The following is a 14,441-nucleotide window of genomic DNA, read 5'->3' on the forward strand; positions in this document are numbered from 1 at the left end:
AGTTTTTTCGTTAGTGAGTGACGTAAAAAGCAGGGGCACAGTTATACGGTTTGAAGGCTGAAAATGCCAGCCGTCAGGACGATGTGCCTCACGTTTTGAGAGTTAGCTGATCATTTGACGTATTCAATGTTATTGACGTACCAGGTCGCGTCACCGACCGGCGTGGTGACCACCAGACTGTCACCGACTTCCTTTTTCAGCAGCGCGCGCGCCATCGGGGAGTCGATAGAAATGTAGTCGCGGCGGCCAAAGATTTCATCGTAGCCGACAATGCGAAAACGTTTGATGTCGCCATCGTCGTTTTCCACTTCCACCCAGGCGCCAAAGAACACTTTGCCGTCCTGCTGCGGCGAGTAATCGACGATGCGTAACTGCTCCAGACATTTGGTCAGATAGCGCACGCGACGGTCGATCTCGCGCAGGCGCTTTTTGTTGTACTGGTAATCGGCATTTTCGCTGCGATCGCCAAGGCTGGCGGCCCAGGTCACCTTTTTAGTGACTTCCGGACGTTCTTCGCGCCACAAGAAATCCAGCTCAGTTTTGAGTTTGTCATAGCCTTCGCGGGTAATGAGTTTGGTCTTCATGCTACCTGTCGCCTTCCACACGTGTGTATTCCAAAATTCCTGCGCCCATTGTTTCACACAATCGCGTGACTGACAGCGCAGAAATTGGCCGAAAAAACTGACGGGATGCTACGCTTTATCTGATGGCTATTTAGTCGGATAGTTATTATCCTTCGCCGTACTTATTGCAGCTTTTTTACCGTTTGATATTTTTCGCAATATTCTGAATACATAATAGTTTTATCAAAAAAATCACTTCTGGAAACGGGTCACAGGGATTAGGGGTACAGCTACAAATGGATTTACTCAAATTTTTACTTCGTTTGCCTTTTACATTGATAAAAGGCGTCCTGCGCGCATTGGCCTTTATTTTCGGTCTGCTCGGTCGCGTCATCAAACCTGTTGTCGGCAACATCGACTGGCGTGCGCCGGTCTGGTGGACGGCAATGTCCGGCGGACTGAAGCGCAGTTTTGCGCGCATGGAAGGCGGGGTAGATAAACACCCGAAAGCCATCAGCCTGACAATTTTGGTGTTGCTGTGCGCCGCGGGCGCGGCCGTTTACGGCTATCACTGGTGGTTAAACCGTCCGCAGCCGATCGAACCGGCACCGATGGTGTATCAGGAAACCAGCGTACGGGTCAGTGGCCCGGAAGCGGTGAACTACGCCGCGCAAAAGCTGGCACCGCAGCCGGTGACGTTTTACTTTAAAAATTCCGCCGCGCCGCTGACTGAGGTCGGCAAAGTGGTGGAAAAAGGGATTTCCCTGAAACCTGCCGCCGAAGGCGAGTGGAAATGGCTGAGCGGCTATACGTTAGCCTTTGTGCCGAAAAATCCGCTGCCGATGGGTACCAAATATGAAGTGAATTTTACCCCTGACGTGCTGCTTGCGCCGCAAATCAAACTGGCGGTGACCAGGTATGAATTTACCGCGCCTGCGTTTGATTATCAGCTGGGCGAGGCCGAGTACTATCAGGACCCGCAGGATCCACAGAAACGCAGCGCGATTTTTAACGTCAAATTCAATGCACCGGTAGACGTTGCCAGCTTTGAGAAACAGGTTTCTCTCGGCCTGACTGAAGGCAACGCTAAAACCGAGTCCGCGCTGAATTACTCCGTGGTCTACGACCAGAAAAAACTCAATGCCTGGGTGCATTCCGAACCGCTGAAATCTCTCGATCACGGCGGTGCCGTGCATGTGACGATAGGCGAGGGTGTGAAAGCCTCGGTAGCCTCGAATACCACCACACAGGCGCGTAACGGCTGGGTTTCCGTGCCCACGCTTTACAGCCTGACCGTCAACGAAGCCAGCGCGCAGGTTGTGGATGCCGAAGGTTCGAAAGGTCAGCGTGCGCTGATCCTAGGCTTCAGTGATGCGGTGAAAGACAAAGATATCCGCCGCGCGGTGAAAGTCTGGCTGCTGCCGCAGCATGATCCGAATGATTCAGAGTCCGCGACCGGCCCGGATGATTACGCCAACTGGGATGTGCAAAGCGTTGAAAACAACGTGCTCGCGCAGTCCACGCCGTTAAACATTCAGCTTAATGAGGCCGAAAGCGATTATCAGCCGCAGTTCAGTTTCCGCTTCGATGCGCCTGCGCACCGTTCGATGCTGGTGGAAATCGACAACGTGCTGACCTCCTCCGGCGGCTACAAAATGCCGGAAAAAGTCTACCGCATCGTAGCGGTACCGGATTATCCGAAATCGCTGCAATTTATGTCACAGGGTTCGCTGCTGTCGGTGAACGGTGATAAGCAAATCAGCGTCGCGGCGCGCAACGTGCCGGGCATGCGTCTGGACATCAAGCGCGTGATCCCAAGCCAGCTGCAACACATTGTCTCCTTCAAAAGCCGTCAGTATTCTTCGGCGGAATTTAACCGTCTGAATGACGAGTACTTTACTGAGCACTTCAAATATCAGACGGCGGTGAATAACGACAAGCCGGGTGAAGTGAATTATCAGGGCGTCGATCTGTCCCGTTATCTTTCGACCGATCCGGCCTCCCATCGTGGCGTATTCCTGCTGACGCTGTCGGAGTGGGATCCGAAGAAGAAAGAAGAAAAACCGGCCACCGATGACGATGGCAATCAGTATCAGGACGACGACCAGAGCGGGGACGAAGCGCCGGTCGGTGATTCGCGCTTTGTGGTAGTCACCGATTTGGGGATTATTGCCAAGCGTTCGCAGGATAAAACCCGCGATGTATTTGTGCAGTCGATTCACAGCGGTACGCCGGTCAGTAACGCCAAAGTATCAGTGATTGCGAAAAATGGCGTCACGCTGCTGACTCAAAACACCGGTGCCGACGGCCATGTGCGTTTCCCTGCGCTGGATGTTTACACCAGTGAACGCCAGCCGGTGATGTTCCTGGTAGAAAAAGAGGGCGATGTTTCCTTCCTGCCTGCCGATCGCGATAACGATCGCGGCCTCGACTTCTCACGTTTTGACGTCGACGGCGAAATCACTCCGAATGACCCGCGCACGCTGAGCAGTTATCTGTTCTCCGATCGCGGCGTTTATCGTCCGGGCGATACATTCAATATCGGTCTGATCACTCGTGCCGCCGAGTGGAGCAATGGTCTGGCGGGTGTGCCGGTGCGTGCAGAAATTCACGATCCGCGCGATAAGCTGATGAGTACCCTTCCGCTGACGCTCGGTGCCAGTGGTTTCAACGAACTGAGTTACACCACCGACGAAAATTCGCCGACCGGTGAATGGAACGTCTATCTGTATCTGATCGGTAAAGATAATGAGTCTTCGACGTTCCTCGGCCACACCTCGGTGAACGTCAAGGAATTTGAGCCGGACCAGCTGAAAGTGAAACTCCAGCTGACGCCGGAACGTAAGCAAGGCTGGGTCAAACCTTCTGAATTACAAGCCAATATTGACGTACAAAACCTGTTCGGTACGCCTGCGCAGGATCGTCGCGTGACCTCGAAACTGACGCTGCGCCCGATGTATCCGAGCTTCGATCAGTTCCCGGAATATGCGTTCTACGAAAATCGCCAGAACAGTGACGGTTTCGAAACGGAGCTGGAAGACCGCACTACCGATGAAAAAGGTGCCGCGACGATTCCGCTGGATCTGAAATCGTACGCTGATGCGACCTATCAGCTGCAACTGCTGTCGGAAGCCTTTGTGGCCGGTGGCGGACGCTCAGTGTCAGCTACCGCGCGGGTGCTGGTGTCACCGTATGATTATCTGGTCGGTGTAAAACCGGACGGCGATCTGGGTTATATCAATCACGGCGCGGTGCGTCATCTGAATGTGATTGCCGTTGACCCGACGCTAAAACAAATCGCCCTGCCTGCGCTGAAGGTAGCGCTGATCGAACAGAAATACATTTCTGTACTGACCAAACAGGATTCTGGCGTTTACAAATACCAGTCGAAAATGAAGGAAGTGCAGCTTTCAGAACAGCCTTTATCGCTGACGGCGCAGGGCAATGACCTGACGCTGGCAACCGACAAACCGGGTGATTTCGTGCTGGTGGTCGAAGATGCGCAGGGTAACGTGCTGAACCGCATCGGTTATAGCGTCGCCGGGAACGCCAACCTCAGCCGCTCGCTGGACCGCAACGCCGAGCTGAAGCTGAAACTCAATCAGGGCGAATATCTGCCGGGCGATGAAATCGAAGTGTCGATCAATGCGCCTTACACCGGCAGCGGCCTTATCACCATCGAGAAAGACAAAGTCTACAGCTGGCAGTGGTTCCACACTGATACCACCAGTTCGGTGCAGAAAATCACCGTTCCGGCGGGCATGGAAGGCAATGGTTACATCAACGTGCAGTTTGTGCGTGATGTGAATTCAGATGAAATCTTCATGAGCCCGCTGAGTTATGGCGTAATGCCGTTTAAAATCAGCACCAAAGCGCGTCAAAACTATCTGGAAGTCGATGCGCCGGACGTGATCAAACCGGGTGAAAACCTGGCGATGACGGTCATGACGGACGGCCCGCAGCAGGTGGCGCTGTTTGCCGTCGATGAAGGCATCCTGCAGGTGGCGCGTTATCGTCTGAAAGATCCGCTGGAGTACTTCTTCCGCAAGCGTGAGCTGGGCGTGGAAAGCTCGCAAATCCTCGACCTGATCCTGCCGGAATTTAGCAAGCTGATGCAGCTGGCGGCGGCACCGGGCGGTGACGGCGGCGAAGGGTTGGATCTGAACGTCAATCCGTTCAAACGTAAACGTGATAAGCCGGTGGCCTACTGGTCTGGCATTACCGAAGTGAATGGTGAAAAGCAGTTCGATTATCAGGTGCCGGATTACTTCAACGGCAAAATCCGCGTGATGGCCATTTCCGTTACGCCGGACAAAATCGGCAAAGCGCAAACTTCTGCCACCGTGCGTGACAACTTCATCATGACGCCGAACGTGCCGTCGATGGTGGCGCCGGGCGATGAGTTTGACGTCAGCGTGGGCGTAAGCAATAACCTTGAAGGGCTGAACGGTAAGAGCGTGGCGATCGCCGTGCATCTTAGCGTGCCGCCGCAGCTGGCAGTGGTCGGCAAAGCGGATCAGAACCTGTCGCTGGCGGAAAAACGCGAGGGCGTGATTAACTTCCGTCTGCGTGCCAACGCCGTTCCAGGCGATGCGCCGCTGGTATTTGAAGCGACCTATGCCGATAAAACCAGCCGCCGCACGATCAGTACGTCGGTGCGTCCGGCGATGCCATTCCGTACGCAGTCTGTTATGGGGCGCATGAGCGGCAGCAGTCAGAACGTCGGTAATCTGCGTCAGATGTTTGATGCCTACGCGGTGCGCAAGGCGGCGGTGTCAAATTCGCCACTGGTGCTGACCAGCGGGTTGTCTCAATATCTGGCGGATTATCCTTACTACTGTTCGGAGCAGATCGTCAGCCGTTCGATTCCGATGATCCTTGAAGGTCTGCATCCGGAAATGAAAGGCAATCTGAGTCAGGCCGGAACCAGCAAAAAGCTGAAAGACATGCTGGCTATTCTGCGCTCGCGTCAGAACGACAGCGGCGCGATTGGCCTGTGGCGCTCGTCGCCGGAAACTGATCCGTTCGTGACGCCTTACGTGGTGCAATATCTGCTGGAAGCTAAAGCCGCGGGCGTGGCGTTACCGGCCGGAATGCTGGAAGAAGCCAACGCGGCACTGCGCGTGCTGGCGGCAAATCAGAATGACGATTTATACAACCTGCGTCTGCGCGCGTGGGCGGTATATCTGCTGACACGTCAGGGCGAAATCACCACCAGTTCGCTGGCCTCGGTGCAGGATACGCTGCAACAACGCTACCCTGACACGTGGAAAACCGATCTCAGCGCGTTATATCTGGCCTCGTCCTACCGCATGCTGAAAATGGATGATGAAGCCAATACACTGTTGCAACCGACGTGGAAGCAGCTGAGCAAGGCTTACGACAAAGGCTGGTGGACGCAGAGTTACTTCGACCCGCTGGTACAGGACGCGACGCGGCTGTATCTGATCACCCGCCACTTCCCGGAAAAAGTGTCTGCTATTCCGCCGCAGGTGCTGGAAAACATGGTCAAATCGCTGAAAGAAGAGCGTTACACCACGTATTCCTCCGCGATGAGTATTCTGGCGCTGGAGAGTTATTCCGCACAGGTCGCGGCGCAGGCAACGGCGCCGGATGCGCTAAAAATCACCCAGATCAGCAAAACCAAAAATGTTGAACCGCAGTTGATTTCCAGCATTCAGGGGCTGTTTGCCAAAGCCAATTTCACCGCCGATGCGAAAGCGCTGCGGGTCGAAAACGGCAATGATGCGCCCGCCTGGTATGTGGTCACTCAGGCCGGTTACGATCTGGCGGCTCCGAAAAAAGCCATTTCGCGCGGTCTGGAAATTACCCGTGATTACACCGATGAAAAAGGCAATGCGGTCACGCAGGTGACGCTGGGGCAGAAGATCAATGTGCATCTGAAAGTCCGCGCCAATTCGAAAGAAGGGCAGAGCAATCTGGCGATTGTCGATTTGCTGCCGGGTGGATTTGAAGTGGTACAGCAGACGCCACCGGAACCGGAAGCGGACAGCAGTGACGAAACCAGTGAGGCCGATGCGTCGGCATCCTGGCAGTCGCCGCTGGCCGCATCGGGCTCGACGTGGGCGCCGGATTACAGCGATATTCGCGAAGATCGCGTGGTCATTTACGGCAGCGCCAGTACCGACGTGCAGGAGTTTGTGTATCAGATCAAAGCCACCAACACCGGCAGCTTTGTGATCCCGCCAGCGTATGGCGAGGCGATGTATGACCGCGAAGTTCAGGCATTGTCCGTCAGTGATAAAAAACTGATTGTCGTGCCTGCGGCTGACAATAAATAACAGCGGGTGCAACACACTCACTGAAGACTGCGCCCCGCCTCTGAACGCGGGGCGCAACTTTTCCAGAGTAGCCAGATGATTACCTTTCCCGCATTTTTCAAAGCAGCGAAACGCCTGCTGCAAAACATTGCCATGGGCGTCTTTTTACTGGCGCTGATTGTGCTGGCCTGCCGTTTGTGGCCGCATCCGCCGCTTTCGCAGGGGCAACCTTTCTCCACAGTCTATTATGACCGCCAGGGCACGCTGATGCGTATCACGCTGGCCAACGATGACCGCTACCGTTTATGGACGCCGCTGGAGCAGGTTTCTCCGCTGGCGATCAACGGTTTGCTGCTGCACGAAGACCGCTGGTTTTACGTTAATCCTGGTTTCAATCCGTTCAGCCTGATACGCGGTTTCTGGCGCAGCTACGTCGCGGGCGGCAAAATGCAGGGCGGTTCCACCATCACCATGCAGCTGGCGCGTATGCGCTGGCATCTCAATACCCGCACGCCGTCGGGCAAAATCATGCAAGTTTTGCGCGCGGTGCAGCTGGAATTGAGTTATTCCAAGCATGACATTCTCGAAGCCTATCTGAACTACGCGCCTTATGGTCGAAATATCGAGAGCATCGGCGCGGCCAGCCTGATCTATTTCGATAAAGTACCGAAAGACCTGACGCTGCCGGAAGCGCTGACGCTGGCGGTGCTGCCTCAATCGCCGAGCTTTCGTATTGATGCTAAAACCGGCGTGCTCGGCACGGCGCTGACGCAGGCGCGCAACCGTCTGTTCGTCCGCTGGCAGGCGCAGTACACCACCGATAGCAGCCAGCTTTCGCTGTTTAAACTGCCACTGGCGCTGCGTCAGCCCGAGCGAATGCCGTATATCGCACCGCACTTTATCGAGCAGCTGCGCCAGCAAAATCAGCAGTTAATCCAGACGAATAACCGCGTCGATACCACGCTGGACGCCGGTTTGCAGCGGCTTATAGAACGGCAGGTGAACGCGTTTATTACCCGCAATCAAAGCCGTGGAATCCGGAACGCGGCGGTGCTGCTGGTCGATACAAGGGATATGGGCGTGCGGGCGCTGATGGGATCGGCGGATTATTACAACCGCAGTATTCAGGGGCAGGTCAACGGCACCAACGCCAAACGCTCGCCGGGTTCCGCGCTCAAGCCATTCATCTATGCACTCGGAATGGAGCAGGGCGTGCTGCACCCGATGACCATCCTGAAAGATGTGCCTTCTGCGTTTGGCGCTTACGCGCCGGAGAACTTCGACCGGCGCTTTCTCGGGCCGGTGACCGCAACCGATGCCCTGAATTTCAGCCGCAACATTCCGGCGGTGTACGTCGCGTCGCAGCTTCGCCAGCCATCGTTCTATCAGTTTCTGCGGCTTTCCGGCGTCGCCAACATGTCCAGTGAGAATCACTATGGCCTCTCGCTGGTACTGGGTGGTGGCGAAGTGACGATGCAGGAGCTGGGAAAACTGTACGCGCTGCTGGCTAATCGTGGCGTATTGCAACCATTACGTATGCAGCAAAGCGATCCTCGTCCGACTACGCCGGTCCGGCTGCTGAGCGAAGAAGCCAGCTTTATGACGCTGGACATGCTGCGTCAGCACCGCCGCCCCGGCGATACGCTGGCGCAGCAGCCGTCCTCGCTGCCGGTCTACTGGAAAACCGGCACTTCGTGGGGATTTCGCGATGCGTGGAGCGTCGGGATTTTCGGCCCTTACGTACTGGTGGTGTGGGAGGGGAATTTCGACAGTAAGGGCAACAACGTGTTTGTCGGTGCTGAGGCGGCCGCGCCACTTTTCTTCAACATTATTGACAGTATCAGTGCCAGCTATCCGGCGTTACAGGAACCCAGACGCCCGTTCCCTAAACAGCTAAAACGAGTGGATATCTGCCTCGCCAGCGGTGATTTACCCACACCGTGGTGTCAGCAAAAAGGCAAAACCTGGTTCATTCCTGGCAAGTCGCCGATCAAAGTCGACACAGTTTATCGCCCGGTGCGGCTGGATAAACTGACCGGCGACGTGGCGTGCCCGCCTTTTGATGAAGACGAAACCCGCATCGAAGTGTTCGAGTTCTGGCCATCGGATTTGGCGAACGTGTTTGCGCAGGCCGGACTGCCGAAGCGTAAACCGCCGGTGAACCGTTGCAAAGATAACGGCGTTGATGTCGGCGGCAATCCTCCGCGCATTACCTCGCCGCTGAAAAATACCACTTATACGCTGCGACAATCCCAGCAGGGTCGTGACCGGATTTCTTTCAATGCGGTGACCGACGCTGACAGCAAAACGGTGTACTGGTTTGTCGATGACATCTACCTCGGCAGCTCGGCCAGCAAAACCGCCATCGACTGGCGGCCGATCAACAACGGCCAGTACCGCATTCGCGCCGTTGACGATCGCGGACGAGCGGACAGCCGGTTAATCAGTATTGAGATTGTGAATTAGGGAAATGAATATTCACCGGCAGCGAGGGGGCGCTGCCGGTCGAACTTATCTGATGTCTATTTTAAGCGTCGCTATGGCGTCGAATTCACCGGTGTCCAGAACTCCACCTACCAGATTCACCGGATAGGCCGTTAGGGTTATTTGCCCTTCACCGTTTTGGTTCATGGGTAAGATACCTTCTCTGAAAGATATGGACGTCCCGGTGGCGTTCAATACGGTAATACCGATATCAGCAACATTATCGACAGCGCGGCGCCGGCCAACCAAATAATATTGATCAACCACGTCATCACCTTCGAGCATCATGGTTAATTTGTTGCCTGAGGGAATGACCGGAAGGCCGTTTTGCGTACAGTCATACACAATATCGAAAGTATTGGGTCTGAAATTATCAGGCGGTTGCTTTAGCTTGGTAAACCTTCCTGCTGCGATATAGCCAAAATCTACAGAGATCGTTTCACCTTTATTGATTTCGCAGCTTTGTGGAACGGTGATGGTGCCACTGATGTAAATAATAGCGACAGGAGACGTTGATTTTGCGCTGTTTGAAGAAGAGGTCGCGGATGTTGCATACACTTCGGCCACTGCGGTGCGCGGAATATCTAACTGGCCCACAAAAGGTTTCGTCACGTAGAAAGTGAGATTCCCCTGCGAGCCGGTCGTCAGGCTGTCCTGAGTGGTTTGTTGCTTGCATATCCCGGTTCCACTGCTGTCCAAATGACGTGTTGCGTCACTGATTTTCTCTGTCGGGACCACAACCGGTGATGATGTTTTGGGGATAGCAATTTGAGTCATGACATCAAGATGATCGTTTATTTTGTAATAGTTGCTGGTATGTCCGGCGGCCAGTGGCGATTTTAATGTGTACAAAATCAACAATGAGTCAGAGCTTGCTTCAGTATTGGTGCAATCACAGAGTATTTTATAGCTTTGCTGACTCGCATTAAATGCGCGTTCATACGTCTTCCCTACGGCATTTTCTTCAGCCTTCATGTCTTCAATAAGAGTGTTATCATAGGATTCGGCACTGCCAGTGAGGGGCGCGCAAGTGGACGAACTCGCAAAGGATGAGGGAATATATGCCCCGCATAATCCCATCCACAGTGGCAGCAATAGAGATATTAACTTCCTGTTATTAATCATTTTCATCCTTAAATGCATTGAGCCTTAACCGACTGTATTGATTTATGTGCATATTTAACCTGAATGTTTGCCCAACACTGCTGGTTGGCGGCTACGCCCCATTTCACATGCAGTTTCATGAGCTCATCGGGCCTGATACCGGTCAGATAAACGATGCCGCCATCATCAACAATATTTTCTAGTGTTTGATCTTCGCTCACCGCAGTAGCTCCAAACGGAACGGGTATATTCCCCGGACGTACCAGCTTAATAATTGCTCTGACGCCAATATGTGCATCAAAATGCGCCGTCACCATTGCACCTTTATTAGGGATGACTAATTCTGAATTATTTTTAACATCGACGTTTTCTGGCAGCGTGGTGGTATCGAGTGAAATACGATTTTCTGTATAGGGTGTGAGATACGGAACCACAGCGTAACCGCGCCAGTCAGTTTTTAGACCAGGGATATTTTTAATTCTCGCGCCACTGGCTCCATTGGTATCGATCAAGGCGAAAGAGGTGCTGAGGGGTTGAGATAACGTAATGCCATGAGAATGGGCAACAATACCTCCCGAAATGCCGTAGCTGGTTTGCCGGGTGTCATCATCATAGTTATAACCCGCGTTCAGTGTTCCGAAAGCGGAACGATAAGACGAATACAAGCTGCTGCTGTTACCGCCACCGTGATCGGTATGGCTCTGCTGCAGATTGTAACTCAGGCGGTTGTCATCCAGCGCGGTGCCGCTCAAACCGGCCTGCTGACGGGTATCGCCGCCTTTTTCCTGCATGACGTTGTAGGATGCCCAGCTATTTGGCAGCCAGCGGCTTAAAGGCACGCGGATATTCAGGGCAATTTGCTGATCGTTTTCCTGACCTTCGAGCTGGCTGTAAGTGTATGACACGTTGTAATTAATGCCGTAGAAGCTGGTGTTTAACCCTACAGCGAGATTTTTTTCTTTTTCACTGCCGCGCCAATAGTCCTGCTGATAGGCCGACACATACATGCTGGTCCCGTCCCACAAACCCTGATTGATGCTGATCTGGAATTTACTGCGCTTATGCCCGTTCAATGAGTTATTTTCGCTATCATCCTGATGCTCATTTGCCTCATCAAAATCGTAATAGCCAGCAGTCGAATAGCGATAACCCGCCAGGGTCATATTCGTCTCAGTGGATTCAATATTTTTCGAATACTGAACCCGATAAGACTGACCTGCATCGCTTTCATCATTATCAAGGGTTGTTTTTGCGTAAGTCATGTCAACGGAAATAGAGCCATAGGCATGCAGACTAAAGCCCACTCCGGCGATGCCGGCGAGATAATCAGAAGAGAGTAATGTCCCGGAATAGGCGGTGAGATCGTTGGACAGGCCATAAATAGCTGTTGCCTGGACAAATTCAGGCTCACGATCCTCATTGTTTGATGCACGATAGCGGGCAAGGGTTGCGCTGTACTTAAGGCGACCTGGACGTTGCATAACCGGCACGGCTGAGAAGGGTTGATTGAAACGCCGTTCGGTGCCATCGGCTTCTTTAACTGTGACCTCTAAATCGCCGCTGTAAGAGGTCGGATATAAGTCATTTATTTCAAATGCGCCGGGCGCGACATAGCTTTGATAGATAGTGTAGCCATTCTGACGAATGGTAACTTCAGCGTTAGAGTTTGCGATCCCCCTGATGGTCGGCGCGAACCCTTTCATACTGTTTGGCAGCATGTTGTCATCAGATGAAATTTGAATCCCGGTGAATTGCTGACTAGGAAATATGTCCCCTGACGTTGAGCTTTCACCCATTATTATTTTGGATTTTAGGAATTTGACATCACGTTCAACATTGGTAGAGATCACGTCCCAGGCATTGTGATCCTCATTGCTGGTGTACGTGGTGTAGTTGCGTAATCGCCATGGACCGAGGTTAAAGCCATTTTGGAGATTCAGATACTGACTGGTCTCGTTACTACCATTGTTGTTTTTCCGCTGAGCGCCGGAAAAGGTGTAGTTTGAAAACAGTACCGGAATACCGTCATCCCATTTTTCAGGATCGATAAAATCTCGCGCCCGGTTGTTCATTGCTGCTTGTGGAATACTGACATCAAGCCTCATCGCATTGAAATCGAGTTTGGTAAAGGCAGCCGGAATGTAAAGTGTCAGATCTTTTAATGGTGCGTCAGGTGTACGGGCGACCAATGCAGGAAATGCATCAACGTTAACGTTTAGCACCCTGAGTAAGTCAGGCGTGATTTGAGGCACCAGCGAACCATCTGCCGCCTGGTCGTAGTTTATATTTTGTTGCAGCGCGAATTTTTGATTCACGTAGATAGCCGTGTCATAAACCCCGGCTAATTGCGCTTTATCACTGCGGTTAAAAATTGACAAATCGACATCATTGTCTCCCGGAACCGCGTGCTCGATCAGCCTTGGATCAAAATAGACTTCATCTTGAGCGTTTGCTTTGGAAGACAAATGGATGTGTAAAAGTGTACAGGTAATACAGATTTTTAAAAAAAAATGCTGTCTGCCAGAAGAGAGAATTTTTTTATTCCAGCTGGTGGCATGGTGACTTTTTCCCATCAACATAGTCATCTGCTCTCTCATAAAATTCCATTGAAATCGCACGCATGCTGTTGTTTATAAGGTACGTTCTTCAAGAGCAGAATTACCGCCATAGTCATTAATTGCACCCCATCGGAGAAGATTTCCTGTAGTGGTTGAAGGAAGTTCCACAGTCATCTGGCTTTCGGGTGCGATCATGTCAGTGTCTTTTAGGGAGCTATTTCCTACTCTAAGAGAGCTGAAAACAACGTAATAAGGTGAAGGATTGGTAATATGCAATGTATTACCAGCGCGGGAAAATATGAGTGATTTGTAAGCATCAGCTGCGCGGCCTGGTAATTGCGTCGGGCGATAAAATAGCTTGATGCGGCTTTTAATCACCAGCTTTAACTCATTCTTATTATTCGGTGGCGCAGAAGGAATTGCCCGGATGTTTATATAAAAAATAGATTCTTTATTTGTAGGTAATTCATCCCCTGTATAGGTTATGCGCAGGCTACTTTCCTGACTGGCATTTAATCTGAATAAAGGGGGCGTTATTACGAAAGGCCCACGGGTTTTTCCATCGCCTGTATCTACCCAAGACTGGATCAGGAAGGGTTTACTTTCGGCATTATTGGTCAGGGGAAGAGCGGCCTCTCTTTTATCGGCTTCGTATATGACACGAGTCCTGCCAACAACGATCCCTCCTGCATAACTGAGCTGAAGGGAGAGGATCAATAACAGCGAGACCTTCATTAAAAAATGTAGCATTCCACTCATGGGTTGCATCCTGCAGTGAATGAGAGACATCAGTGTCAGGCAGGCTCATCATTTTAGCCTGCCTGACATTTGGGACCTTACCGGTAATCTAAAGTGACATTAACAACAGCATCGGCTATACCGGCGGTGATCGCCGTCGCCTGAGCAAATGATTCGTAATAGGCCAGAAGATTCACATTCATGACTTCGCCTGTGATGTTGTACACAAGGTCTGGCAACGTATTGATGGCGAGCGGGGTATCCGGGTTATTCGCATCGACGATTCTGATGCCGACGCCCGTCGCTGAGGACCCATCTCTAAATTCATCTGCGACCTGTATTAAATTTGGTTTACCAGGAACGGTTGCCGCTTCGAGCCATATACGGAAATGATCCGTTTCTGCTGACCCATCTTCACTGTATGGGCAGTTTGTCAAAGGGATGGTGAAAGGGATTTTTGGTGAAGGGTCACCGACACTGACAAATTGAGCTGCTGCATATGTCCCTAGAGGCACATCAATTTCGTCACCACCATTTATTACACATGTCTGAGTAATTATGGCTCCATGAAAGTTAATTGCACCGTCTATGGCATAACTGTTCATTGTAAATACCATAAAGATTCCGCTTACTAAGACTTTAAGTTTAGTTTTCATTTTCGCATCCATTCTGAAAGAAAAAATTAAGAGTTTAGTCACAGATACGCTTGATTA

General features: G+C 52.1%; 7 protein-coding genes. 2 read left to right on the forward strand and 5 right to left on the reverse strand.

The annotated features are described in order from the left end of the window. Nucleotides 1-110: 110 nt before the first annotated feature. The gene (gene greB, locus AC0Z7K_RS09790; protein ID WP_413530132.1) at nt 111-584 is read right to left on the reverse strand and encodes a transcription elongation factor GreB; all 474 of its coding nucleotides are present in this window, start codon (nt 582-584) and stop codon (nt 111-113) included. 275 nt (nt 585-859) lie between these two features. Here greB and AC0Z7K_RS09795 point away from each other — a divergent pair, with 275 nt between their 5' ends. Together AC0Z7K_RS09795 and pbpC are read left to right on the forward strand one after the other, a co-directional pair. Continuing rightward, nucleotides 860-6,865: an alpha-2-macroglobulin family protein gene (locus AC0Z7K_RS09795; RefSeq protein ID WP_485614166.1), complete on the forward strand. Its 6,006-nt coding sequence runs from the start codon at nt 860-862 to the stop codon at nt 6,863-6,865. Nucleotides 6,866-6,940: 75 nt separating this feature from the next. Continuing rightward, nucleotides 6,941-9,310, forward strand: coding sequence for a penicillin-binding protein 1C (gene pbpC, locus AC0Z7K_RS09800; RefSeq protein WP_485614167.1), 2,370 nt, complete (start codon nt 6,941-6,943; stop codon nt 9,308-9,310). 45 nt (nt 9,311-9,355) lie between these two features. On the opposite strand, the gene AC0Z7K_RS09805 is transcribed toward pbpC, so the two are convergent. The 4 genes from AC0Z7K_RS09805 to AC0Z7K_RS09820 form a co-directional block, all read right to left on the reverse strand. Further along, on the reverse strand, nt 9,356-10,453 hold the full coding sequence (locus tag AC0Z7K_RS09805; protein WP_485614169.1) for a fimbrial protein: 1,098 nt from the start codon (nt 10,451-10,453) through the stop codon (nt 9,356-9,358). Between the two features lie 8 nt (nt 10,454-10,461). Further along, nucleotides 10,462-13,029: a fimbria/pilus outer membrane usher protein gene (locus AC0Z7K_RS09810; RefSeq protein ID WP_485614171.1), complete on the reverse strand. Its 2,568-nt coding sequence runs from the start codon at nt 13,027-13,029 to the stop codon at nt 10,462-10,464. 33 nt (nt 13,030-13,062) lie between these two features. Next, nucleotides 13,063-13,749 (reverse strand): fimbrial biogenesis chaperone, encoded by a 687-nt coding sequence (locus AC0Z7K_RS09815; RefSeq protein ID WP_485614172.1) that lies wholly within the window; start codon nt 13,747-13,749, stop codon nt 13,063-13,065. Nucleotides 13,750-13,826: 77 nt separating this feature from the next. Next, nucleotides 13,827-14,384 (reverse strand): fimbrial protein, encoded by a 558-nt coding sequence (locus AC0Z7K_RS09820; RefSeq protein ID WP_485614173.1) that lies wholly within the window; start codon nt 14,382-14,384, stop codon nt 13,827-13,829. Nucleotides 14,385-14,441 lie beyond the last annotated feature (57 nt).

This window comes from Rahnella sp. 1L-D-7-B-C2 (assembly GCF_057290995.1).

Bases quoted from the DNA above. Each gene is read 5' to 3' on its own strand.
- AC0Z7K_RS09810 (WP_485614171.1), bottom strand. From the start codon at position 13,029: ATGAGAGAGCAGATGACTATGTTGATGGGAAAAAGTCACCATGCCACC.
- AC0Z7K_RS09795 (WP_485614166.1), top strand. From the start codon at position 860: ATGGATTTACTCAAATTTTTACTTCGTTTGCCTTTTACATTGATAAAA.
- pbpC (WP_485614167.1), top strand. From the start codon at position 6,941: ATGATTACCTTTCCCGCATTTTTCAAAGCAGCGAAACGCCTGCTGCAA.
- AC0Z7K_RS09815 (WP_485614172.1), bottom strand. From the start codon at position 13,749: ATGAGTGGAATGCTACATTTTTTAATGAAGGTCTCGCTGTTATTGATC.
- AC0Z7K_RS09805 (WP_485614169.1), bottom strand. From the start codon at position 10,453: ATGATTAATAACAGGAAGTTAATATCTCTATTGCTGCCACTGTGGATG.
- AC0Z7K_RS09820 (WP_485614173.1), bottom strand. From the start codon at position 14,384: ATGAAAACTAAACTTAAAGTCTTAGTAAGCGGAATCTTTATGGTATTT.
- greB (WP_413530132.1), bottom strand. From the start codon at position 584: ATGAAGACCAAACTCATTACCCGCGAAGGCTATGACAAACTCAAAACT.